The following is a 22,855-nucleotide window of genomic DNA, read 5'->3' on the forward strand; positions in this document are numbered from 1 at the left end:
TTCCCTATCAAATTCATATGGATTGCAGAGTGCAGTGTCAGCCGTCGAGCCTGACCGTCATGGCCTGGCATCCCCGGCTATAACCACGGAGATCGGGGTTATAGATGCTTGAAACGGGGATTGGTTCGACCTGACAAATGCTGAATGCACGCTTAACGCCGAGACTTGGCGTAAGACGGGGCAAAACTAGCACAGAGACGGGGAAATATCCGCCTCAACATACCCATTTGGTCAGCTTTATCGCTCTAAACCGTGAAAAAAAGGCATATGGGCAGTCGGAGGGCATCCAAAATGCCCTTCGGGGCACGTCACGGCCAATGGGTGCGGTACACTGGGCGACTTTTCGGGGAGGCCGCCCCCTCCCCCTTCAACCAGCCGAGAAGCCTATGCCGATCCGTCATTGCATCGTCCACCTGATCGACAAAAAACCCGACGGCACCCCCGCAGTGCTCCATGCCCGCGACTCCGAACTGTCCGAGTCGGCCGCCATCGAGAACATGCTTGCCGACCTCAACGAGAGCTACAACGCCAAACAAGGCAAGGCCTGGGGTTTCTTCCACGCCGAGTCCGGCGCGCATCCGTTCAGCGGCTGGTTGAAGGAGTACTTTGACGGTGGCCAGGACTTCACCACCTTCAGCCGCACTGCGGTGGAACACCTGCAGAAGCTGATGGAGGAGTCCAACCTCTCCACCGGCGGCCATGTGCTGTTTGCCCATTACCAACAAGGCATGACCGACTACCTGGCCATCGCCCTGCTGCACCACAGCGAAGGCGTGGCAGTCACCGACGAGCTGGACGTGACGCCCTCGCGCCACCTGGACCTGGGCCAGTTGCACCTGGCGGCGCGCATCAACGTCTCCGAGTGGCAGAACAACAAGCAGTCCAAGCAATACATCTCCTTTATCAAGGGCAAGAACGGCAAGAAGGTCTCGGAGTACTTCCGCGACTTTATCGGTTGCCAGGAAGGCGTCGACGGCCCGGGCGAAACCCGCACCCTGCTCAAGGCGTTCAGTGACTTCGTTGAAAGCGAAGACCTGCCTGACGAATCCGCCCGCGAAAAGACCAAGACTCTGGTGGACTACGCCAGCAGCCAGGCCAAGCTCGGCGAACCCATGGGCCTGGAAGAACTCTCCGGCCTGATCGATGAAGATCGGCCAAAAGCGTTCTACGACCATATCCGCAACAAGGATTACGGCCTGTCGCCGGAGATTCCGGCCGACAAACGCACTCTCAACCAGTTCCGCCGCTTCACCGGGCGCGCCGAGGGCTTGTCCATCAGCTTTGAAGCGCACCTGCTGGGCGACAAGATCGAATACGACGAAGCCGCCGGCACCTTGATCATAAAGGGCCTGCCGACCCAACTGACCGATCAGCTCAAGCGCCGTAATTGATGCTGGGCGGGGTTTTAAAGAAAGTCCTGCTGGTGTTGCTGGTGGTAGTCGCGATCCAGAACTGGGGCAAGATCGAGCGGGTGTTCAACCCGTCCCAGGTGGTTTCGGAGCAGGTACGCACCTCTGCGCGTGTGGTGCTCTATGCCACCGAGTGGTGTGGGTACTGCAAGCAGATCCGGCGTTTTCTGGACCAGAGGGGTATCCCGTACCAGGCCGTCGATATCGAGAAGGATGCCCAGGCGCGCAAGGCGTATGAGGCGCTGGGTGGGGGTGGGATTCCGTTTGTGGATGTGAACGGGACTTTGATTCGCGACTACAACCCGGATGCGATCATGGCGGCGCTGAAATAACCTGATTCCTGAAACACCGTGGATCAAATGTGGGAGGGGGCTTGCTCCCGATAGCAGTGTGCCAATCAATGAAAATGATGACTGATTCACCGCTATCGGGAGCAAGCCCCCTCCCACATTTGGTTTTGTGGTGGTCTTAGAAGTTGGCTTCCAGCGACACCATCGCTGTACGCTCCTCGCCCACGTTGTAATACGCCGTACTCGCCCCCAACCCGTTGACCGGCGCCGAGTTGAACGCCACGGTACGCGCCGAACTCAAGTATTCCTTGTCGAAGACATTGAGCATCGACAGGCGCAGGGTCGCCGACTTGATGACCCTCTTGTCCACCGGCAAGTAAATACCGGCATTGAGGTCAAACACCGTACGGCCTTCGATCTTCTCCTTGTTGGTCAAATCACCATAGAAGCTGCCGACATACTTGCCCGCGACGTTGCCGTAAAACCGCGAGTCGTCGTACCCGAGCACCAGGTTGAACATGTTTTCCGGCACGTTGGCCAGTTGCTTGCCCGAGGTTGGCAGCAGCACATTCTTACTGAGCAGGTCGTCCTTCTGCTCGGACTGGGTGTAGGTGTACGAGGCGTAGTAGTTGAAGTTGTGCGGCAACAAGCCACTCCACTCCAGCTCCAGGCCCTTGTTATCGACGCTGCCGACGTTAAGCACCATGTAGTCACCGCTGGCGTCGGTGGTCGACACCTGGCGATCCTTGAAACTGATATAGAACAAGGTCGCACTCAGCGCCATGTCGTCTTCGGTGTAGCGCCAGCCCAGTTCCTGGTTCCAGCTCAATTCGGACTTGAGGCTGACGGAGTCGCCCTTGTTGTACAGCACGTAGTTGGGAGGCGTGCGCATATTGCGAGTGACGTTGTAGAACGCCTGGTTGCTTTCATCGACCTGGTACTTGGCGCTGAAGTTGGGCAGGAACTGATGGTAACGGGTGTTACGTTTTTCCGCTTTGTCGTAGAGGCTGCCGAGATTGTTGCCGTCGCGCTCGACGTATTGGTAGGCCAGGCCCGCGACAAAACTCAGGTCCGGCGTGGCTTGCCAGTTGTCCTGTACCCAGAGTTTCTGCGCCGGGGTGACGGTGTAATAGTGGCGGCCTTGTACAGTGGCGCCATTCTTGTCGACCACCTGCCCGCCGCTGTTGTAATCGCCCCACACATCATCGGGTGCGCCCTCGCCGTTGATCCCGATAAATGGCTGGGTCTGGCGCTGGCGTGCGCGTTCATACCAGTAGCCGTAGTCCAGACTGTGCGCTTCGTTGATGTCCCACTTCATTTTGGCCGTGACGCCCGGGCGCCAGGTCTCGGTCCATGAAGGGCGGTAATAGTTGGCCGATTGCAGGTTACTCAGGTCGTAGTTGCCGGCCTTGTCAGACTTTGGCCCCAGGTTGGAGGCGGTCTGGCCGCTGAAGCTGCCGCCGTTGGACCAGTAGTAGTACGGCGTGACTGTCAGCGACAGGTTGTCTTGCAATTGCCAGCGCTGGGTCAGCGTGGCGTTTACGCTTTCGAAGGGGTTGCGGTTGAGCTTGTAGGACGCAGACAACAGACCTGCCTTGTACACCGGGCTTTCGGCGTAGTCCTTGCGCCGCCCCTCCGTGTCAAACTGTGATTTGCTCAGGCTGTTGTAGTTGTAGTTTTCCTGTTTGTTGTACTTGACCGTGGCCAGTGTGGAATTGCCGTTGTCATCTTCGAACAAGCTGCTCCACTCGATCTTGTCGCTGCGCAGAGTGCCCTTGCCGCGCCACTTGTCGCCTTCCAGATGCGACGCCGAGACCCAGGTTTTCAGGCCGCCAAAATCGCCGGTATTAGCCCGCACAAACGTCTTGCGCAGGGCGTTGGCACCTACGATCTGCTTGGCGAATACCCCGGCATCCTTGGTCGGCCGGACAGTGATCATGCCGATGTTGCCGCCGCTGGAGCCAATGTGCGGGCCGTCTGCCTCGGAAGAGCCTTGGGTGGCGAACACTTCGGCGAGGTTTTCCGGGTCACCCAGCTGGTTGGAATACACGCTGTAGTTGCCCGAGTCGTTGATTGGCACGCCGTCGACCGAAACCCCGACCTGGTCCGAACTCATGCCGCGCATGGTGAAGGTGGTGCCGCTGGTGCCGCTGGCGTCATCACTGGAAACGTTGATGCCCGGGGTGTACTTGAGCTTGTCGATGGCGTTGGCGGTGCCCGACATTTCATCCATGGCTTCTTTGGTGACCGTGGAACGCGCCTTGGCACTTTCTTCGCGGATCATATGGCCGTTGCCCAGGGTCTGCTTGCCGGTAACGTTCACCGACCCCACATCCTGTGTGTCATCGGCCAGAACCAGCGGCGCAAAGCCGCCCAGGCCCGATGCCATAAGCAGGGCATAAAGAGTGTTGTAGTTCACGTGTAGATCCCTTACTGACATTGTTGTGTTGTATGGGGCAGAGGTGCTCTTCCTGACCACTTGTTCAGGAACCCAGGGATGATCCACGGCACGTGTAACCGTTTGGTGACAGGTTTTGGCGATTGCGATGAAGGTTTGGTGAAGCGCGCCGTGGGCCTAGCGCAACACGATCATGCGCCCCAGCAGCGAGTGTTGTTCAAAGCCGAGCACCGCTTGCAGCGCATTCAACACCGCCTGCGGATCCTTGCTTGGAAAGCTGCCGCTGACGCGCCTGGCGCCCATCTCATCGTTAAGCAACACGATGCGGCCCGGGTAATAACGGCTCAGGTCCTTGACCACATCCGCCAGCGGCGCCTTGTAGTAATTGAGCCAGCCGTCACGCCAGGCCAGGCGTGACTGGCTGTCGACAGCGTGCAGAGTGTCGGCTACGCCGTCGGCATAGGCCACTTGCTGACCTGCAGCCAGTACCCGTTGCAGGCCCTGTCTGGATGGCGTCACGCCAACCCGTCCGGATAACACGGTGACCTCTGCCCCGGCAGGTTGCAGGCGCACTTCAAACTGGGTGCCCAGCACCCGCGCTTGACCACCACCCGCCTCCACCACGAAAGGCTGGCCCGTGTGGGTCACACTGAAAAATCCCGCACCGCGACGCAGTTGGATATGCCGCTCGCCATGGCTGAAATCCACGGCAATGGCGCTGTCGGCGTCGAGGGTGACCTGGGATTGATCTGCCAGGGTAAAGGTCTTCACCTCCCCCGCCGCCGTCACGTAATCGGCACCTAACTCATCGACCCAGCGCGACGGCTGCCAACCGGCGCCCATCGCCACCATCAGCAGCAGGCTTGCGGCCATCGCCAGGGCGCCGGACCAACGCACCCCACGTGAACGCTTGGAGGTGTTGATCTTGTTGAGGTAACCCTGCAAGGCCAGCGCATCCTCATCGGCCAGTTGGCGTGCCGGCACTTCGCTCAACTCCCACAGCACCTGGGCCTGGGCGTAGGCCTCGACATGCGCGGGATCAGCGCGCAGCCAGCGGCTGAAAGTAGCCTGGTCGCCGCTGCTGGGCTGATCATGCAACAGGCTCAGCCAGGCAAGCGCGGCCTGTTCCTGAGCGGGTGTGGGCGTAACGTTCACGGTGCTTTCCCTGGCGTGCGTGGAGGCGGTGGTTCGCGAAGGCTGGCCTTGCAGGCTTCGAGGGCGCGCATCATATGTTTTTCCACGGCACTTTGGGACAGCCCCATGGCCTTGGCGATCTCTGCATATTTGCGACCGTGGATGCGGTTGAGCAGGAAAATCTGCCGGGTGCGCTCGGGCAAGCTGCGCAAGGCGGCTTCGACATGGCGCAGATCATTGCCGGCCTCCAGCGCCGCCTGGAGCTCGCACCTCTGATTGTCTTGTTGCTCCGGCAACCAGCCTTCATTGCTGCGCACTCGGGCGCCTTCAGTGCGCAAATGGTCAATGGCGATATTGCCCGCGCAGCGCAGCAAGTAGGTACTGAGCTCTTCGACCTGCACCAGGGGGCGGCGCCAGAAACGCAGGAACAAATCCTGCACCAGGTCGGCCGCGGTGGCGCGGCAACCGACACGGCGACTGACCAGTGCCTCCATCTGCGAGCGCTGGGACAAAAATACCTGCAGGAAATGCGCACGCCCACCGGCCGCATCGGTGTGCGGGCTGTCCTGGGGTTCCGGCGGTGGACTGATCATCATGGCAGGCTCAGGACAGGGCGAATGCCGCAACAGGGCTGGCCAGCAGGCTCAGGCCCGCCAGGATCAAGGTCAGCCTTGGGCGATAAGGCAGCAGCAACACCAGCAGCAAGGCGCTGAGCATCAACACCGCGCACCACTGCACCAGGCCCTGGCTCCAACCGGCGGCAAGCACCGCGGGCCAGATCGCGACAATCAGCAGCAACCAACCGCCCACGCGCAGCCCCAGGCGCCGAGTGGGCGTGGGTTTGCTGTGCAGCAGCTCGCCGTGGTGACGGTCTGTGGACAGGCATAGCGCAGTAAACCCGGCGTAGCACATCAGTAGCGCGAGCAGCATCAGCTGGCCTCCTGCTTGAGCGTCAGGCCACGTGCACGTTCGGCCTTGAGTTGCGGCGCGGTGCGATGGTGCATCTTCCAGGCCGCCCAGGCGAGAAACGCGCCACTGGCCAGGCAGGTCAGGTCGAAGCCGGCCATGGCCCAGTCGCCATTGACCAGAGAAACGCCCAAATGCTGCGAGGTGGTGCTGGCGTTAAGCAGTGGGACCGCCGCAAACAGCAACGCGCCGAAGCTCAGTTGCTCGACCCAACCCTGGCGACCGCGACGCAACATGGCGTGCAACAGGCTCAGGCCCCAGGCGATAAAGAACGCTTGTACTTCCCAGTCGGAACGCTCGGCGAAACTCACCGGCAACAGTCGGTTGGCCCAGAAAAACGCAGCGATGGCGATCATCAGCCCGGACATGCTGGCAATGTTCAACACTTCCACCAACCGCAGTTCAAACGGCATCACCGAAGTTTTGGCATGCTTGAGCTGGCGCTTGCCGAGCCAGATCACCAGCCCCGTGCCAATCATCGCCGTGCCCGCCAGGCCGCAGATAAAGTACAACCAACGCAGCACGGGACCGGCAAAATGCCCCATGTGCAAACCATAGAAACTGCCACCAATCACCGCAGGCAAAGACGGCTCGCCACTGGCCCGCAACAGCTCGCCAGTGGTGCCGTTGAACGACAGGGTATTGCCAAAGGCGTGCACCACGCTGTCGGAGCCGGCGCGAAACACATTCACCGAGGCGTTGACATCGCCAGGGTTATTGACCGCCAGCCGCCCCACATGGCCGCCAGCCCACTGCTCGCGCGCCTGCTGGTACATCGGCAGTAACGGCAGCAACTGACCGGGCTGGCCGAGGGCGGGCGCATTGTTGGTAGCGGGGAACAACTCATCGAAGAACGCCCGGCTGTCGTCGCCATAGGACGCCATGATGGGCGCGGGCATGACCATGTTCATGAAAATCACCAGGCTGCTGTAGGTGATCATCAGGTGAAACGGCAGCACCAGCACGCCCACCGCGTTGTGCCCATCGAGCCAGGAGCGCTGACCTTTGCGCGGGCGGAAAGTGAAGAAGTCCTTGAAGATTTTCTTGTGGGTGATGATGCCGGTGATCAGCGCGACCAACATCACCATGGCGGCGATGGTCGACAGCCAGCGGCCCCACGGGTAAGGCATCTGCAACTGGAAGTGGAACCGATAGAAGAACTCGCCGCCCTTGCTGTCGCGGGCCTGGACGGGTTGGCCGCTGACCGGGTCGAGGGTTTTCTGAATGAAGGTGCCGCGCTTGCCGGGCTCGACCTTGTCTTGCCACATCACGGACAGGCCGGGATCACGATGGGTAGGCAAGGTAATGAACCAGCGTGCGGCCGTGGGCGCCTGTTGTTGCAGGTAATTCTGGGCTACGGCAAGGCTACGCCCGTCGTCCAGGGGATGGGCCTGCACTTCGGGCTGCATCCAGTGGGTAATTTCGTCTTTGAAATAGGCCAGGGTGCCGGTCAGGAAAATCGCAAACAGCAGCCAGCCGAAGATCAATCCGGCCCAGGTATGCAGCCAGGCCATGGCCTGGCGAAAGCCCTCTTTCATGTGCGCGCCACCCAGAAACCAACGCCGGCCAACGTGGCGAACAGCGCACTTGGCACCATCACCCCGGCCCAGGCGCGCCAGGCCGTGCGGCAAGCAAAACACCAGAGCACCGCCAACAGGTAGAACACAAACGAACTCATCATGCCGGTGACCACCGCATCGGCGCGGGAAGTGGGCAACCAGAGCGCCAGGCAGATGGCGGCCAGGGAGGCCATCAAGTAACCACCGATCACAGCCGCCAGCACGCGCGAGGTGACGGCGAGGCGATAGGAAATGGGCAATGCGGTTTTGCTTTTCATGCGGCAGGCGCCAAGTTCATCAACGCGCAATATTAATGATAAATATTCTCATAAGCAAAAGAGAACGGATGAATCACCTGCCTTGGCCGATTGCCGAAGCTCGTTACGCGCCCTACAATGCGAACAATTCTTGTTCTCTAAGGCATATCAATGCTTGTGGAGTGATCGCGTTGCAGCCGTCCAACACCGTCGAAGTTTTGTATAACGACCATCACCACTGGCTCACCAGCTGGTTGCGACGCAAGCTCGGCTGCCCGGAAAACGCGGCCGACCTGGCCCAGGACACCTTTATTCGCGTGCTCAGCGCACGGGATACCCCGACACTGATCGAGCCCCGCGCCTTCCTCACCACCGTGGCCAAGCGCGTGCTGTGCAACTTCTATCGCCGCCAGGACCTGGAGCGCGCCTACCTCGATGCCTTGGCGCAAATGCCCGAGCACGTGGCGCCATCGGAAGAAGACCGCGCAATCATTCTGCAAACCCTGCTGGAGCTGGACCAACTGCTCGACGGCCTGCCCAGGCTGGTTAAACGCGCGTTCCTGCTGGCCCAGCTCGACGGCCTGACCTACGCGCAAATCAGCGCAGAACTGGGTATTTCCATCGCCACGGTCAAACGCCATTTGACCAAAGCCGCCATGCGCTGCTACTTCGCCCTATGAACGTGTCCAGCCAAGTCGCCGAACAAGCCGTGCACTGGCTGCTGGAAATGCAGCAAGGCGCGCTCACCCCTCGCCAGCAAGCGGCCTGGCAACAATGGCTGAACGCCCACAGCGAGCACCAGCGTGCGTGGGAGCAGATTCAACAGGTCAATCAACGCTTGCGCGGGATGCCCTCGCCCCTGGCGCACGCTGCGTTGAATGCACCGCGCTCCAGCAGCCGACGCCAGGCGCTGAAGTTGCTGTTGATCCTGGGCGCTGGCTCGGCAGCGGCCTGGAGCCTGCGTCAGCAACATATTCTGCCGCCGCTGAGCGCCGACTATCGCAGCCCGATTGGCCAGCGCCGTACGGTGCAATTGGCCGACGGCAGCCAGTTGCAGCTCAACACCGGCAGCGCGGTGGATGTACATTTCGACGGTCGGCAGCGCCTGGTACGCCTGCTCGAAGGGGAAATCCTGCTCACCTCCCGTGCCGGTGATACGCCGTTGCGCGTGCTGACCGGCCAGGGCCTGCTCAGCAGCCAGGCGGCGCGCCTGAATGTGCGCCAGTTCAACGACCACACCCAATTGGCGGTGCTGGCCGGCCAGGTCGAGGTGATGCCCAACAACTACAGCGGCTTGCCACTGAGCGTCGATGCCGCACGCCAGGTCAATTTCACCCGCAAGGGCTGGGATACCCCACGCGCCACCGACGCCAACTGCGGCGCCTGGGCCGACGGTATGTTGGTGGCTGCACACATGCGCCTTGAAGACTTCTTGAATGAACTGGGGCGTTATCGTCGCGGCCAGCTCAATTGTGACCCGCAAGTGGCAAACCTTTTGCTGTCCGGCAGCTACCCGCTGGATAACAGCGAACGCATCCTGGACCTGCTGGAAATCAGCCTGCCGGTGAAAGTTCGGCGCTTTACCCGCTATTGGGTGACCGTGCAGGCCCGGGCCTGAATTTATTTTGCATTTGTGTGAGCTGTTTTCCGCACCTGGCGTGACAGAGAAGGAAAGCCACCTTGATCCTTCCTTCTCAGGACCACCTTCATGCCCCAGCAACCGACGCTTCTTGCCCGCACCTTGCGCCAACTCCTACTGGGCGCCAGCCTCAGCCTGACCGTGCTGCCTGCGGTGATGGCCGCCGACGCCAAGGCGTACCACATCGCGCCGACCACCCTGGAGGCGGCCCTGAACCAATTTGGTCGCCAAGCCGGTGTGCTGGTGTCGTTCGGTTCTGATGTGACGGCTGGTATGCAAAGCCACGGCCTGTCGGGCAATTACAGCGCGGCCGAGGGCCTGAGCAAACTGCTGGAGGGCACCGGCCTGCAAGCCCGGGCCGAGGGCGACAACGCCTTCAGCCTGCAACCGGCTGGCGCCCCCGCCACCCTCGAACTGCAAACCTCAAACGTGGTCGGCGACTGGCTCGGTGACGCGGCGCAAACCAACGTGTTCGAACACCCCGGCGCCCGTGATGTGATCCGCCGCGAAGAGTTCGAACGCCAAGGTGCAACCCAAGCCCGCGACGTGCTCAACCGCATTCCCGGCGTCAACGCCCCGGAAAACAACGGCACCGGCAGCCATGACATGGCGCTGAACTTCGGCATTCGCGGGCTCAACCCGCGCCTGGCATCGCGCTCCACGGTGCTGATGGATGGCATCCCGGTGCCCTTCGCGCCCTATGGCCAGCCGCAGTTGTCCTTTGCGCCGATCAGCATGGGCAACATGGACGCGGTAGACGTGGTACGTGGCGGCGGTGCGGTGCGTTATGGCCCGCAAAACGTCGGCGGCATCGTCAACTTCGTGACCCGCGCCATCCCGAATGCGCCCACGGTCAAGGGCGGCTTGCAGACCGAGACCAGCCCGTCTTCCAGCCACGACGGCTTCAAGACCACCGGCAACCTGCTGGCCGGCGGCACTGCTGACAACGGCTTGGGCGGCGCGATCCTGTACTCCGGCACCCGGGGTGGCGACTGGCGCGAAAACAGCAACACGCGCATCGACGACCTGATCCTCAAGGGCAAATACCAACTGGACGACGCCAACAGCTTCAACGCCATGGCGCAGTACTACGAAGGCCAGGCCGATATGCCCGGAGGCTTGAACGTCAACGACTACAAGGCCGACCCGTATCAGTCCACCCGCCCCTACGACAAATTCTGGGGCCGCCGTACGATGTTCAACGTCGGCTATCGCTACGAGCAGGATCGCCGCGAATTCACGGTCGACAGTTTCTTCACCAAGACCCTGCGCAGCGGTTACCTGGACCAGGGCAGCTTCCTGTCGCTGTCGCCACGCGAATACTGGGTACGCGGCCTGGAAACCCGCTTCGCCCAGGGCTTCGACCTTGGCCTGACTAGCCATGAAGTGGGTGTCGGCTATCGCTATATCAATGAAGCGGGTCACGAGTTGCGCTACCGCACGCCGATTGCCGCGAACCAGCAAATCCCCAGCACCAACAGTCGCAACGACCGCGACACCCGTGGCGGCACTGAAGCCAACGCGTTCTTTATCGACGACCGCATTGATATCGGCAAGTGGACCATCACACCGGGCGTGCGCTATGAGATGATCGAGTCCCAGCAGACCAACAACCTCAGCAACGTCAAATACAAAGGCGACTACAACACCGCACTGCCGGCACTGAACGTGCTCTATCACCTCACCGACGACTGGAACCTCTACGCCAACACCGAAGGCTCGTTCGGCAGCGTGCAGTACAGCCAGATGCCCAACCGCGTGAACAGCGGCGAAGTAAAACCGGAAAAAGCCCGCACCTGGGAACTCGGCACGCGCTACGACAATGGCAGCCTGCGCGCAGAAATCGGCGCGTTCCTGATCAACTTCGACAACCAGTACGACAGCAACCAGACCAACGACACGGTGATCGCCCGCGGTGAAACCCGTCACCAGGGCATCGAGTCGAGCATCAACTATGCGCTCGACGGCCTGAGCCCGGCGCTGGCGGGTTTCGATGTGTATGCCACTTATGCCTATGTCGACGCGACCATTCGCGAAGACGGCCCGAACAAAGGCAACCGCGTGCCCTTCTCGTCCAAGCACAAAGGCACCCTCGGCGTGGGTTACACCGAAGGCCCGTGGAAGCTGAATATGGACAGCAGCTACCAGAGCAGCCAATTCGCCGACAATGCCAACACCCAGGCTGAAAGCGCCGACGGTGCCAATGGGCGCATCCCCGGCTACATGCTGTTCAGCAGCCGCGCGGCCTATGACTTCGGCCCGCAATTGTCGGATTTGAATGTGGCGGTGGGGGTGAAGAACATCTTCAACAAGCAGTACTACACCCGCTCGTTTGACGACAACAACAAGGGCAAGTATGTGGGTGAGCCGCGTACGGTGTATGTGCAAACCTCTATCGCGTTCTGACCCAAATCTGCAGAACAACACAGAACCTACTGTGGGAGGGGGCTCCCAGTGGCTTCAGCTGCCCGCCAGGCAACTGGGCGTGGCCGCTACCAACGCATCAATGGCACACCGCGTCTTGGCCGGCATATGCACCGCCGTCGGCCAGACCACATGGATCGGCGCCGGCTGTTCGCGATAGCTGGGCAGCACCGCTTCCAATTGCCCACGCAGCGCATAGTGGGCAATCAACCAACTCGGCAACCAGGCCAGGCCCACGCCCGCGATGGCGGCATCGGCCAGCGCCTGGAGGTCGTCCACTATCAGGGGCGAAGCCAGGCGCGAGCGATGCGTGGTGTTGCTGCGATACGCAATGCCGCGATGAGCGGCCAGGTCTTCGATACTCTCTATAGCGCCCTTGCGCTGCAGATACGCCGGTGACGCTGCCAGCCCCATGGCCTGCTGGCCCAGGCGACGGGCACTCAGGCGGTCGGTGTCCGGCAACGGACCGATGCGTACGGCCATGTCGAAGCCTTCTTGCGCCAAATCGATCATGCGGTCGGAGAAGCAAATCTCGATTTCAAGTTCAGGGTAACTCTCCATCAAGCCCCACAAGGCCGGCGCCGCATAGTGGTGCCCGAACGCCAGCGGCACACTGACCCTCAGCCGTCCCCGTGGTTGTTGCCGACCACTTTCGAGCACCGATTCGGCCGCTTCCAGTTCGGCCAATGCGCGCAGGCAATGTTCGTAGTACGCCTGCCCGTCCTCGGTCAACCGCTGGCGGCGCGTGGAGCGCTGCAACAGGCACGTGCCCAGCCGCGCCTCCAGACGCGCCAAGCCTTTACCGACGGCCGAGCGTGTAAGGTTCAGGCGCTCGGCGGCGTCGGTCAGGTTGCCGCTCTCGACGATTTGCAAAAACAGCTCAACGCCATCAAAACGCGGGGTAGCCATGCGTCAATTGTCGCCTTTGATTCCCATATCAATGGAAAACTTATCACGAATAACGAATCCGGTTCCCGAGAGAATAGAGCCCTCCCCTATTTGAAAGGAACTCGTCATGCCGTCCGCCGCAGCTGCATCGGCCCTCAACCCGCCGAGCACCGCCAGAAATGCCCTGGCCCTCACCGCCGTTTGCCTGGTGGCCCTCATGTTCGGCCTGGAAATCTCCAGCGTGCCGGTGATCCTGCCGACGCTGGAACAGGAATTGGGTACCGGCTTTCAAGACGCCCAATGGATCATGAATGCCTACACCCTGGCCTGCACCAGCGTGCTGATGGCGGCAGGCACGCTGGCGGATCGTTTCGGTAGGCGGCGCGTGCTGGTGCTGTGTCTGTGGGTGTTCGCCCTGGCCTCGCTGGCGTGTGGCCTGGCCAACGATGCGCCGACACTGATCGTGGCGCGGTTCATCCAGGGCATTGGCGCCGGCGCGATGATGATTTGCCAGTTTGCCATCTTGTCCCACCAGTTCCGCGAACCGGCGGCGCGGGCGCGAGCGTTCGCGATATGGGGCGTAATTGCTGGCGTGGGCCTGGGTTTCGGGCCGATGATCGGGGCAGTGATACTGGCCGTCGCGGACTGGCGCTGGGTGTTCCTGGTGCATGTACCACTGACCCTGTTTACCTTGGCGCTGCTGCACATCAGCGTGCAGGAATCCCGTGACCCGGCCAGCCATCGCCTCGACATTGCCGGCATGTTGACCATGACGCTGGCGGTGTTTGCGCTGGTCTACTTCATCACCCAGGGCAGCGAGAACGGCTTCGGCACCCCGGCGATGCTCGGCTGGGCCGGCCTGTCGGTCTTCGGACTGCTGCTGTTTATCTTGATCGAGCGGCGCAGCGCCCATCCGATGTTCGACTTCTCGGTGTTCCGCATCCAACGTTTCAACGGCGCCTTGATGGGCTCAATCGGCATGAACTTCAGCTTCTGGCCGTTCATGATCTACTTGCCACTGTATTTCCAGGCGGGCCTGGGTTACGACACGCTGACCACCGGCGCCGCACTGCTCGCGTATACCTTGCCCACTTTGTTGGTACCGCCATTGGCCGAACGCCTGGCCCTGCGCTTTGGCGCCGAACGCATCATCCCCCTGGGCCTGGGGACGATGGGCGCAGGTTTTTTGGGCATGGCCGCGGTTAATTACGCCGAACAGCCCAGCACAGCACTGGTGCTGCTCAGTTGCGCGATCGCCGGCATTGGGCTGGCGCTGACCAATTCGCCGACCACCAATACCACTACCGGCGCCGTCTCGACTGACCGCGCAGGCATGGCCTCGGGCATCGACTTCAGCGCACGGCTGATCACCCTGGCGCTCAACATCGCATTGATGGGGCTGGTGCTGTTGCTCGGAATCAGCCATCACCTGGCCAATGTATTGCCGGCCAGCACGGCGGCGGATTGGGCAACCCTCAGCCAGCATATTGCGGCGGGCAAGCTGAACGCGCCTGGACTCACAAGCCTGGAGGCACAGACGGCCCTGCGTAGCGGCGCTGGTTGGGCCATGCTGTTTGCGGGCTTGGGCGCTTGCGGACTGGCCGCTCTGAGCCGGTATTTCTTCCAGCGACGGCATTGAACGAAAACGGGCCTGCATGTGCAGGCCCGTTTTCAGTGGGGAATGAAAAAACAGTTAGCTGTTAATGACAGCGTTTTCGTTTTCCAGGAATTCCTCTTCCAGCGCGTCTTCATTCACTTTGTTGATCGGCTGGTTTCTCCCGGCAGCGCGAGGCTTGCCTTGCAGTTTGCCGAACAAGTGTTCCAGCGCATGATCCAGCTTGGTGGCGGCGCCATCGATCGCTTGCTCCAGCGTATCGGCTTTATGGCAAACGGAAACTGGCTGGTGGCCCTTTGGCCGTGCTTCCAGGCGGCAACTTAAATCGTGGGGACCGGGCTTGTCGCCGTTCTCATCCCGCAGGTAGACCTCAACGCGGGTCAGGTCTTCTTCGTAACGTTCGAGCGTGCTCTCAATGGTAGTACGTACCCACTCCTCCAGTCGGATGCTGCTTTCAATATGGTTATCGCTATTGACTTGGATTTGCATAGTTCTTCCCTTATTTCAGCTAGCTCGCCAGAGGTCACAAACTGCAACACCAGGGTGGTGAAACCATGACCTCCTGATTACACAATTGAGCACCTGCTAAAACAATTCAACCCCTTTGCAAAGATAAATCCTACATTACAAATTAACCCTGACGACGGGCAAAAACGCTGGTAGGGTGGGGAGTTAGTTACAACTTCTTACGTTCTGTTTTCCTCACAATTGCCCCTCTCCCAACGGGTGCAAACCGCGAAAAATCCCTGCTTCCTCCACCAGCCAGTCGTGCACCGCGCGCACGCCGGGGTGGCTCAATGCACCTGGCGCATACAGCAGCACATAGCGCTTATGGTTGGGCACGGCCAGGCCAAACGGCACAATCAAGGTGCCGCGCTCCAGTTCATCATTGAGCAACGTGCGCCGCGCAATCGCTACCCCCATGCCGGCAATGGCGGCTTCGATGGTCAGGTGGTTGCGGTTGAAGGTATGCCCGCGCCGCACGTCGGCACCGTGGTGGCCGATGGCATTCAGGTAGAACTCCCACTCGGCATATTCATAACTCCCACGCCAGGCAGTGATGTCGTGCAGCAGCGGAAAATGCGCCAGATCGGCCGGGCCATGCAACGGCGGCCGTCCACGTAGAAGGCTGGGGGCGCACACCGGGAATATCTGCTCGTCCAGCAGGGCTGTGGATAACAAGCCGGGGTAGCTGCCATCGTTGAGGTCGATGGCCAGGTCGAAGTCGCCTTCATGCAGGGCGATGCTGCTGTCTTCGGCGACCATGCGCAGTTGGATGTCGGGAAAGCGCTGCTGCAAACGTGGCAGGCGCGGGGTCAGCCATTTGCCGAGAAACGAGGGGATCGAGCGCAGGCGCAGGGTGCCGCTGATCATCCCGGCATCCAAGCGCTGCAATTCCGCATCAATGCTGCCATAAGCCTCGCCGACCACCGCCGCCAGGCGCTGCCCCTCGGCGCTGAGTTCAACGCCACGGGCGCGCCGATGAAACAGCCGAAAGCCCAGGCGCTCCTCCAACTGGCGAATCTGCTGGCTCACCGCCCCCGGTGTGATGTGCAGTTCTTCGGCGCAGCGGGTGAACGACAGATGCCGTGCAGCGCAAGAAAACACATGCAGCCACACATAGGTCTGGCCGTGAAGGGGGCGGGTCATAGCGTTTAGTCCTGCTAAAGGGTGTCTTAGGATAATTCGTTGGTCAGTGCCGATCCAGAGGCTCAGTATCGCGCCAATTCCGCCTGCTCTACAAAACATGGCAGCGATTTCTACTCCATTGCTTGTAAGGCTTTAGCATGGCTATCAGTGTTTTCGATCTATTCAAGGTGGGCATTGGCCCCTCCAGCTCCCATACCGTCGGCCCGATGCGCGCTGCCGCGACGTTCGCCCAGGCCCTGACCGATCAGCATTTGCTCAGCCAAACCCGCCGCGTTGAAGTGCGCCTGTACGGCTCGCTGTCCGCCACCGGCGTAGGCCATGCCACTGATCGCGCCTGTGTGATGGGCTTGATGGGCGAATGGCCGGACCGCGTCGACCCCACCTCGATCAATGCACGTATCCAGCAACTGCGCGAGTCGGGTCAATTGCTGTTGGCCGGCTCCCAGGCAATCGCTTTCAACTGGCACACCGACCTGTTGTTGCTGGATGAAAGCCTGCCTTACCACCCCAACGCCATGTCCCTGCACGCCTATGGCGACAACGGCCTGCTGAGCGAGCAGACCTATTACTCGGTGGGCGGTGGTTTCATCATCGAAGCCGCGGAGGCCGCCTCGGGCATTGCGCCGACCAGCGACGTGCAATTGCCCTACGACTTTTCCAGTGCCGTGGAACTGCTGGCGTTGTGCAACAAGCATGGATTGCGGGTTTCCGAACTGATGATGGCCAACGAACGTGCGTGGCGCAGCGACGAAGAGATCCGTAGTGGCCTGCTGCACATCTGGTCGGTGATGCGCGAATGCGTGGAACAGGGCCTGCGCGATGAAGGCATCCTGCCCGGCGGCCTGGACGTGCCGCGCAGGGCGGCGAAACTGCACCGCAGCCTGCTGGAAATCGGCAAACCCAATGTGATCACTTCAACCTTGTCGGCGATGGAATGGGTCAACCTGTTCGCCCTCGCCGTCAACGAAGAAAACGCCGCCGGCGGGCGCATGGTCACTGCCCCGACCAATGGCGCGGCCGGCATCATCCCGGCGGTGCTGCATTACTACATGAAATTCAACGCCGACGCGTCTGACGATGATGTGGTCAATTTCTTCCTGGCCGCCGCCGCCGTCGGCATCCTCTGCAAGAAAAACGCCTCGATCTCCGGCGCCGAAGTCGGCTGCCAAGGCGAAGTGGGCTCGGCCTGCGCCATGGCCGCCGCCGGCCTGGCTGATATTCTCGGCGCCACCCCCGAGCAACTGGAAAACGCCGCCGAAATCGGTCTGGAACATAACCTCGGCCTGACCTGCGACCCGGTCGGCGGCCTGGTGCAGGTGCCGTGCATCGAGCGTAATGCCATTGCCGCGGTCAAGGCGATCAACGCCACGCAAATGGCCCTGCGCGGTGACGGCAAGCACTTCATTTCCCTCGACCGGGTAATCCGCACCATGCGCGATACCGGCGCCGATATGCATGACAAATACAAAGAAACTTCACGGGGCGGCCTGGCGGTCAGCTGGGTGGAGTGCTGATCGGAGCACTGCTACCCGCCCCAACGTGAGCCCGCGCAAAAATAATAACGAGGCAATACCGATGACTGATGTACGTACACCTGCTGCCGAAAATCCCGCTCTGGACAACACCGTTACCACCGGCTGGACCAAACACGACACCACCTGGATGCTCGGCCTCTACGGCACCGCCATCGGCGCCGGTACCCTGTTCCTGCCGATCAACGCCGGCGTCGGCGGGTTCTGGCCGCTGATCGTTCTGGCCCTGCTGGCTTTTCCGATGACTTTCTTCGCCCACCGTGGGCTGACGCGGTTTGTGTTGTCGGGCAAATCCGGCGACATCACCGAAGTGGTCGAGGAACACTTTGGTGTCGGCGCCGGCAAGCTGATCACCCTGCTCTACTTCTTTGCGATCTTCCCGATCCTGCTGGTGTACAGCGTGGCACTGACCAACACATTGGGCAGTTTCATGGAGCACCAACTGCACATGACCCCACCGCCCCGTGCGATCTTGTCCCTGGTGCTGATCCTCGGCCTGATGGCCATCGTGCGTTGTGGCCAGGGTGTGATCGTCAAGGCCATGAGTGTGCTGGTGTACCCTTTCGTTGCTGCGCTGTTGCTGCTGGCTGTCAGCCTGATCCCCAACTGGAATGGCGCGTTCTTCGCCTCCGCCAGCGAAGGCATGCCGCTGCCGCTGTTCTTCAAGACGCTGTGGCTGGCGATCCCGGTGATGGTGTTCTCGTTCAACCACTCACCGATCATCTCCGCTTTCGCCGTGGACCAGAAGCGCGTCTACGGCGCCCAGGCAGAGCGCAAAAGCAGCGGCATCCTCGCCACCGCCCACGCCATGATGGTATTGACGGTGATGTTCTTCTGCTTCAGTTGCGTACTGGCGCTGTCACCTGCTGACCTGGCCGCCGCCAAGGCGCAGAACATCTCGATCCTGTCGTACCTGGCCAACCACTTCCAGACCCCAGTAATCGCCTACGCCGCGCCGCTGATCGCGCTGGTGGCGATTACCAAATCGTTCCTGGGCCACTACATCGGCGCCAGCGAAGGCTTCCAGGGCTTGATCGTCAAATCCCTGCGCGGGCGCAACCGTTCGATGTCGGCGAAATGGCTGGAACGCTCCACCGCGCTGTTCATGGTGCTGACCTGCTGGGCCGTGGCCACCTTCAACCCAAGCATCCTGGGCATGATCGAAACCATGGGCGGACCGATTATCGCGTGCCTGCTGTTCCTGATGCCGATGTACGCGATTCGCCGCGTGCCATCGCTGCGCCAGTATTCGGGCCAGCTGTCGAACGTGTTTGTAGTGGTGATCGGGTTGATTGCGCTGTCTGCGATCGTTTTTTCCGTGATGCCCTGAAACAGGTCACCTCTACCAAGTAACAACACAGATCAAATGTGGGAGGGGGCTTGCCCCCGATAGCGGTGTATCAGCCAATAAATACTCGGCTCAAAGACTGCTATCGGGGGCAAGCCCCCTCCCACATTGAGCTTCCAGCGCCTGTACGGCACGGCCCTTGCTGTAGAGCTATTGAGGAAAACGGAATTTGGCCGATGGTCAGGCAATGCGAACTAATCCTGACACCGGCCGTCAATGACTGCATGTTCTTATCAGGCGGTAACGCACCATGGACAATCCTTTTCAGATCATCACCGACACCTTCACCCCCCAATACCGCGTCAATCTGAGCATCCAACGGTTGGACGGCAGCATCATGCTCACCCTCTCGGACGAGACCGGCGTGGTGGCCAAGCGCATGATCAGCGCCGAACAGCGCAACGACCCGCAGCGCCTCAAGCGCCTGGTGCAAAGCATCCAGTTCGGCATCGCCATCGAACAGGGTCATAGCGCCGTGGAAATCCTGGAGCTGATGACGGACGGCGACAGCCACAAACTCCTGCAGCGACCGCCCGCCCGTACCCTGCCCTTCAGCGTGGGGCTTTAAAGTTCGCCCTTCTCGGTCTCAAGGCTCGCTTCGCCCTTGCGGCGCGGGCTCTCGACCTTCACCGAAGGGAACGCCGACGACGCATAGCGCACCACCAGGATCGCGAACGCCAACAACAGAATTCCGCCGCACAGGTAGATGATGCCTACATCCGGCGGGTTGTGGTGCGACACGTTGGAGATCAGCAAACGCGTGAGCGCGGTGATTGCCACATAGATCAGGAAGCGTACCGGCATGTGGTTGGTCTTGAAGTAAATCCCGACCATTGCGCCCAGTTCCAGGTAGATGAACAGCAGCAAGATGTCATCGATCTTGATGTGCCCATTTTCCAGCATCCCCAAAAACTCCATCACCGCTGCCCAGGCGGTCACCGCACCAATGGCAAACAACGCCAGGTAGTGAAACGACTCGACAAACAGATTGCCCAGGGACTCGGCCAGCCCGTGGACTTGCTGGCGCAGCCTTTCGGCCCAGTTGATTTTCACGATGATGCTTCCTTAGGTCGGTTCGACCGGATAATGCGGGTTGGACGTGACGGTTGTTCTGTATGCAGAAACAAGGCCATAGGCAGGATAGTGAGATGGTGGCGGGCTGACATTAGGCACTTAATCAATCCTTGTGGCGAGGGAGCTTGCTCCTGCTGGGGTGCGCAGCGCCCCCATTTCCCAACTACATTAAAAACCTACTATCCAAACCCCGGCGTTTGGCTTATCCTTTTCGCTGTATATAAATACAGTAGTCGCAAAAGACAACTATCGTGAAGGCATGTGAGGTGGTGAATGGCCGTCGAAGTGGTATACCGCAGCAGCCGAGATCTGGAGCGTTTGTTCATGGATAAAGCCGAAGCTGACCGTCATGACAAGATGCTTGAACTCGCTGAGTTGCTGGCAGAGGTGTTGCAAAAAGCCGTGCCGTCGTTGAGCGAGCAGCAGGTGGAGGAAGCCGGGATCTACATGGCGAAGAACCGCGATGTATTTGCCAAGGCGTTCAAGAGCCAACCGGACGCGCTGTCCGAGTTGTTGAACCCGGCGGCAGAGTAAAGCCCGAATTGAACAGGCCCTGAATCATGGATTCAGGGCCTTTTTAATGCCCGGCCTATTTGTACAGCAGGCGTTCGGCCAGCTCATCGGCGACCCGTGCTGGGGAGCGCTTTTCGGCCTGGGCGTGGGCGAAGATTTCGGTCAGGCGCGTGCCAATGTTCGACAGGTGCGCGGTGATGCCGGGCAGGTCGGTGCCGGCGTGTTTGAGGGCGACGTAGATCAGGCCGCCGGAGTTGATCACGTAGTCTGGGGCGTAGAGGATGCCGCGGCCTTCCAACTGGTCAGCGATGTCCAGGTTGGTCAGTTGTGCGCTGGCGGCACCTGCCACGGCGGCGCAGCGCAGTTGGCCGACGCTGTTGCGGTTGAATACGGCGCCGACGCCGCAGGGCGCGAGGATGTCGCAGGGGGTGCTGAGCAAAGCATCGTTGGCAATCGGGTGGGCGCCCAGTTGCTCCATGGCCAGTTGCACCTTGCCGTGGTCGATGTCGCTGACCAGCAGTTCTGCACCCGCGGCGTGCAGTTGCTCGGCCAGGGCATAACCGACGTTGCCCAGGCCCTGCACCGCTACGCGCAGGCCCTCAAGGTTGTCGCTGCCCAGGCGCGCCATGGCGGTGGTGCGGATGCCGGTAAATACACCCATGGCGGCATGGGGCGCAGGGTCGCCGGCGGCGGTGGTGCTGGTGACGAAGCGGGTGTGTTGGGCGATGCAATCCATGTCGGCGACCGAGGTGCCGCTGTCGATCGAGGTAATAAAACGGCCGTCGAGTTTTTCGATACAGCGGCCAAACGCCTCAAATAGCGCGGCGCGGCTCTCCACGTGCACAGGGCGGATGATCACCGCCGTACCGCCGCCCACCGCCAGCCCGGCCAAGGCAGCCTTGTAGCTCATGCCTTGGGCCAGGCGCGCGGCATCGGCCACGGCACTGTCATCGTTGGGGTAAGCCAGGTAGCGACAGCCGCCCAAGGCAGGCCCCAGGCGACTGTTGTGGATGGCGATGATCGCTTTCAGCCCGGTCACCGGGTCGACGCTCAGGTGCAGCGATTCAAGGCGGGTGCTGTGCATGAGCGCAAACATCAATGAGCTCCCGAATCACTTTTGGTTGTGGACAAAGTATAGGCTCGCGGCAGAAAACTGCTGGATTGCACTGGAATAAGCCGCGCTGTTTCGTAAGATCCAGGACATAAGCACGCAGGATATTTTTCAAGATACTGGACGAAATTTCCTGGCAAGGCTAAAACGGGGCATCCGCCGGAGAACGCGATGAATCCCCGCACAGCCTTTTTCGCCTGCCTGGACCGTTCACCCCCTGCGCTGTTTGAAGCCGCGCTGTGGATGGCTGCCGAACACGATGCCAGCGTACAGCCGTTGCTGATCCTGCAAGAGCTGCGTGTGCTGCAACAGCAGGTCAGCCTGGGCATGCCCCTGTTGCCGGCCGATGAACTCGGCCAGCCGCTGTTGCGGCGTCTGAATGACCTGGGGTTTGCCCAGGATGATCACACCCCGTTGCGCCCCGCCGCCGCGCTGCTGGACAAAGTGCTGCTGCGAAAACGCGGGCAACCCTTGGCCATGGGCCTGATCGCACTGGAAATGGCACGGCGCCTGGGTATCCCCATGGTCGGGGTAAATTTCCCCGGCCACTTCCTGCTACGCGTACCCGGTGCCGACCACCTGCTGGACCCGTGCGGCGGTCGACGCCTGTACCCCAACGACTGTCGCGAACTGCTGCACCGGCAATACGGGCCAAAACTCAACTTGCACGCCGACCACCTGCACACCGCCGAGCCTAGGGCGATCCTGCAGCGGCTGTCACGTAACCTGCGCCAACTGCACCTCGCCAACGACGATCCCCTGGCTGCCCTGGTGGACGCCGAGCGCGTACTGGAACTGGGCAATGCCAGCGCCGCCGACTACCTTGCCCGCGCCAGCCTGTACCAGCGCCTGGATTGCCCGAGCGCCGAGCGCTTTGACCTGGAACACGCATTGATGCTCAGTGATGACCCGATCCAGCGCCTGCGCCTGACCGAGCGGCTGGGGCATCTGCCGCCCAATTCAGTGGTGCATTGACCTAGGGGGCGTTCTCAATTAGTTTCCCCGCCGCGTTGTCGCCTTAAAGCGGGCCAGGCAAGGCGCAGGCCGC

The 22,855-nt window shown here is 61.0% G+C and carries 22 protein-coding genes; 11 read left to right on the plus strand and 11 right to left on the minus strand.

From position 1 onward, the window contains the following. The first annotated feature begins 386 nt into the window (after positions 1 to 386). Together yejK and FW800_RS17665 are read left to right on the plus strand one after the other, a co-directional pair. Complete coding sequence (gene yejK / locus FW800_RS17660; protein ID WP_003171997.1) at positions 387 to 1,391, plus strand: nucleoid-associated protein YejK; 1,005 nt, start codon at positions 387 to 389, stop codon at positions 1,389 to 1,391. Beyond that, a complete protein-coding gene (locus FW800_RS17665) occupies positions 1,391 to 1,741 on the plus strand; it encodes a glutaredoxin family protein (RefSeq protein ID WP_446438125.1) in 351 nt (116 codons plus the stop codon). The genes yejK and FW800_RS17665 overlap by 1 nt, the downstream gene beginning before the upstream one ends. 136 nt (positions 1,742 to 1,877) lie before the next feature. On the opposite strand, the gene FW800_RS17670 is transcribed toward FW800_RS17665, so the two are convergent. From FW800_RS17670 to FW800_RS17695, 6 genes are all read right to left on the minus strand, one after another. Next, on the minus strand, positions 1,878 to 4,118 hold the full coding sequence (locus FW800_RS17670; RefSeq protein ID WP_446438126.1) for a TonB-dependent receptor domain-containing protein: 2,241 nt from the start codon (positions 4,116 to 4,118) through the stop codon (positions 1,878 to 1,880). 156 nt (positions 4,119 to 4,274) lie between these two features. Further along, complete coding sequence (locus FW800_RS17675; protein WP_446438127.1) at positions 4,275 to 5,252, minus strand: FecR family protein; 978 nt, start codon at positions 5,250 to 5,252, stop codon at positions 4,275 to 4,277. Further along, on the minus strand, positions 5,249 to 5,827 hold the full coding sequence (locus FW800_RS17680; protein ID WP_122736146.1) for an RNA polymerase sigma factor: 579 nt from the start codon (positions 5,825 to 5,827) through the stop codon (positions 5,249 to 5,251). The genes FW800_RS17675 and FW800_RS17680 overlap by 4 nt, the downstream gene beginning before the upstream one ends. Positions 5,828 to 5,834: 7 nt before the next feature. Beyond that, on the minus strand, positions 5,835 to 6,161 hold the full coding sequence (locus tag FW800_RS17685; RefSeq protein ID WP_446438128.1) for a DUF3325 domain-containing protein: 327 nt from the start codon (positions 6,159 to 6,161) through the stop codon (positions 5,835 to 5,837). Continuing rightward, a complete protein-coding gene (locus FW800_RS17690; RefSeq protein ID WP_446438129.1) occupies positions 6,161 to 7,735 on the minus strand; it encodes a PepSY-associated TM helix domain-containing protein in 1,575 nt (524 codons plus the stop codon). The genes FW800_RS17685 and FW800_RS17690 overlap by 1 nt, the downstream gene beginning before the upstream one ends. Further along, positions 7,732 to 8,034, minus strand: coding sequence for a DUF3649 domain-containing protein (locus tag FW800_RS17695; protein ID WP_032877631.1), 303 nt, complete (start codon positions 8,032 to 8,034; stop codon positions 7,732 to 7,734). Before FW800_RS17695 ends, FW800_RS17690 begins: the two co-directional genes overlap by 4 nt. Positions 8,035 to 8,204: 170 nt before the next feature. On the opposite strand from FW800_RS17695, the gene FW800_RS17700 reads away from it, so the two are divergent. The 3 genes from FW800_RS17700 (at position 8,205) to fecA (ending at position 12,058) form a co-directional block, all read left to right on the plus strand. Continuing rightward, complete coding sequence (locus FW800_RS17700; protein ID WP_446438156.1) at positions 8,205 to 8,693, plus strand: sigma-70 family RNA polymerase sigma factor; 489 nt, start codon at positions 8,205 to 8,207, stop codon at positions 8,691 to 8,693. Then, positions 8,690 to 9,631, plus strand: coding sequence for a FecR domain-containing protein (locus FW800_RS17705; protein ID WP_248161138.1), 942 nt, complete (start codon positions 8,690 to 8,692; stop codon positions 9,629 to 9,631). The genes FW800_RS17700 and FW800_RS17705 overlap by 4 nt, the downstream gene beginning before the upstream one ends. A 90-nt stretch (positions 9,632 to 9,721) precedes the next feature. Next, on the plus strand, positions 9,722 to 12,058 hold the full coding sequence (gene fecA / locus FW800_RS17710; RefSeq protein WP_446438130.1) for a TonB-dependent Fe(3+) dicitrate receptor FecA: 2,337 nt from the start codon (positions 9,722 to 9,724) through the stop codon (positions 12,056 to 12,058). A gap of 54 nt (positions 12,059 to 12,112) precedes the next feature. Here the strand turns inward: fecA and FW800_RS17715 are convergent, their stop codons facing one another. Continuing rightward, entirely contained in the window at positions 12,113 to 12,985 is an 873-nt protein-coding gene (locus tag FW800_RS17715; RefSeq protein WP_446438131.1) for a LysR family transcriptional regulator, read from the minus strand. Positions 12,986 to 13,091: 106 nt separating this feature from the next. On the opposite strand from FW800_RS17715, the gene FW800_RS17720 reads away from it, so the two are divergent. Next, complete coding sequence (locus FW800_RS17720; RefSeq protein WP_446438132.1) at positions 13,092 to 14,603, plus strand: MFS transporter; 1,512 nt, start codon at positions 13,092 to 13,094, stop codon at positions 14,601 to 14,603. Positions 14,604 to 14,657: 54 nt separating this feature from the next. Here the strand turns inward: FW800_RS17720 and FW800_RS17725 are convergent, their stop codons facing one another. Together FW800_RS17725 and FW800_RS17730 are read right to left on the minus strand one after the other, a co-directional pair. Then, positions 14,658 to 15,068: an HPF/RaiA family ribosome-associated protein gene (locus FW800_RS17725; RefSeq protein WP_446438133.1), complete on the minus strand. Its 411-nt coding sequence runs from the start codon at positions 15,066 to 15,068 to the stop codon at positions 14,658 to 14,660. A 213-nt stretch (positions 15,069 to 15,281) separates the two neighbouring features. Then, positions 15,282 to 16,229, minus strand: a complete 948-nt coding sequence (locus FW800_RS17730; protein ID WP_005785109.1) for a LysR substrate-binding domain-containing protein — start codon at positions 16,227 to 16,229, stop codon at positions 15,282 to 15,284. A 137-nt stretch (positions 16,230 to 16,366) separates the two neighbouring features. Here FW800_RS17730 and FW800_RS17735 point away from each other — a divergent pair, with 137 nt between their 5' ends. The 3 genes from FW800_RS17735 to FW800_RS17745 all read left to right on the plus strand — a co-directional run bounded on the left by FW800_RS17735 (position 16,367) and on the right by FW800_RS17745 (position 19,677). Beyond that, complete coding sequence (locus tag FW800_RS17735; RefSeq protein WP_446438134.1) at positions 16,367 to 17,743, plus strand: L-serine ammonia-lyase; 1,377 nt, start codon at positions 16,367 to 16,369, stop codon at positions 17,741 to 17,743. Positions 17,744 to 17,804: 61 nt separating this feature from the next. After that, on the plus strand, positions 17,805 to 19,091 hold the full coding sequence (locus FW800_RS17740; protein ID WP_446438135.1) for a serine/threonine transporter: 1,287 nt from the start codon (positions 17,805 to 17,807) through the stop codon (positions 19,089 to 19,091). Positions 19,092 to 19,359: 268 nt separating this feature from the next. Beyond that, the gene (locus FW800_RS17745) at positions 19,360 to 19,677 is read left to right on the plus strand and encodes a DUF3509 domain-containing protein (RefSeq protein ID WP_032877639.1); all 318 of its coding nucleotides are present in this window, start codon (positions 19,360 to 19,362) and stop codon (positions 19,675 to 19,677) included. Here the strand turns inward: FW800_RS17745 and FW800_RS17750 are convergent. Further along, positions 19,674 to 20,162 (minus strand): phosphate-starvation-inducible protein PsiE, encoded by a 489-nt coding sequence (locus FW800_RS17750; RefSeq protein ID WP_003188808.1) that lies wholly within the window; start codon positions 20,160 to 20,162, stop codon positions 19,674 to 19,676. The genes FW800_RS17745 and FW800_RS17750 overlap by 4 nt on opposite strands. 294 nt (positions 20,163 to 20,456) lie before the next feature. Here FW800_RS17750 and FW800_RS17755 point away from each other — a divergent pair, with 294 nt between their 5' ends. Beyond that, a complete protein-coding gene (locus FW800_RS17755; protein ID WP_003188807.1) occupies positions 20,457 to 20,717 on the plus strand; it encodes a YebG family protein in 261 nt (86 codons plus the stop codon). A gap of 55 nt (positions 20,718 to 20,772) precedes the next feature. Here the strand turns inward: FW800_RS17755 and FW800_RS17760 are convergent, their stop codons facing one another. Then, positions 20,773 to 21,792 carry a Glu/Leu/Phe/Val dehydrogenase family protein gene (locus tag FW800_RS17760; RefSeq protein WP_248091167.1) on the minus strand — a complete coding sequence of 340 codons (1,020 nt, stop codon included), beginning with the start codon at positions 21,790 to 21,792 and terminating at the stop codon, positions 20,773 to 20,775. A 186-nt stretch (positions 21,793 to 21,978) separates the two neighbouring features. On the opposite strand from FW800_RS17760, the gene FW800_RS17765 reads away from it, so the two are divergent. After that, on the plus strand, positions 21,979 to 22,782 hold the full coding sequence (locus tag FW800_RS17765; RefSeq protein ID WP_248161134.1) for a SirB1 family protein: 804 nt from the start codon (positions 21,979 to 21,981) through the stop codon (positions 22,780 to 22,782). The last annotated feature ends 73 nt before the right edge of the window (positions 22,783 to 22,855 follow it).

The sequence above is a fragment of the Pseudomonas sp. 910_23 genome, assembly GCF_052850795.1.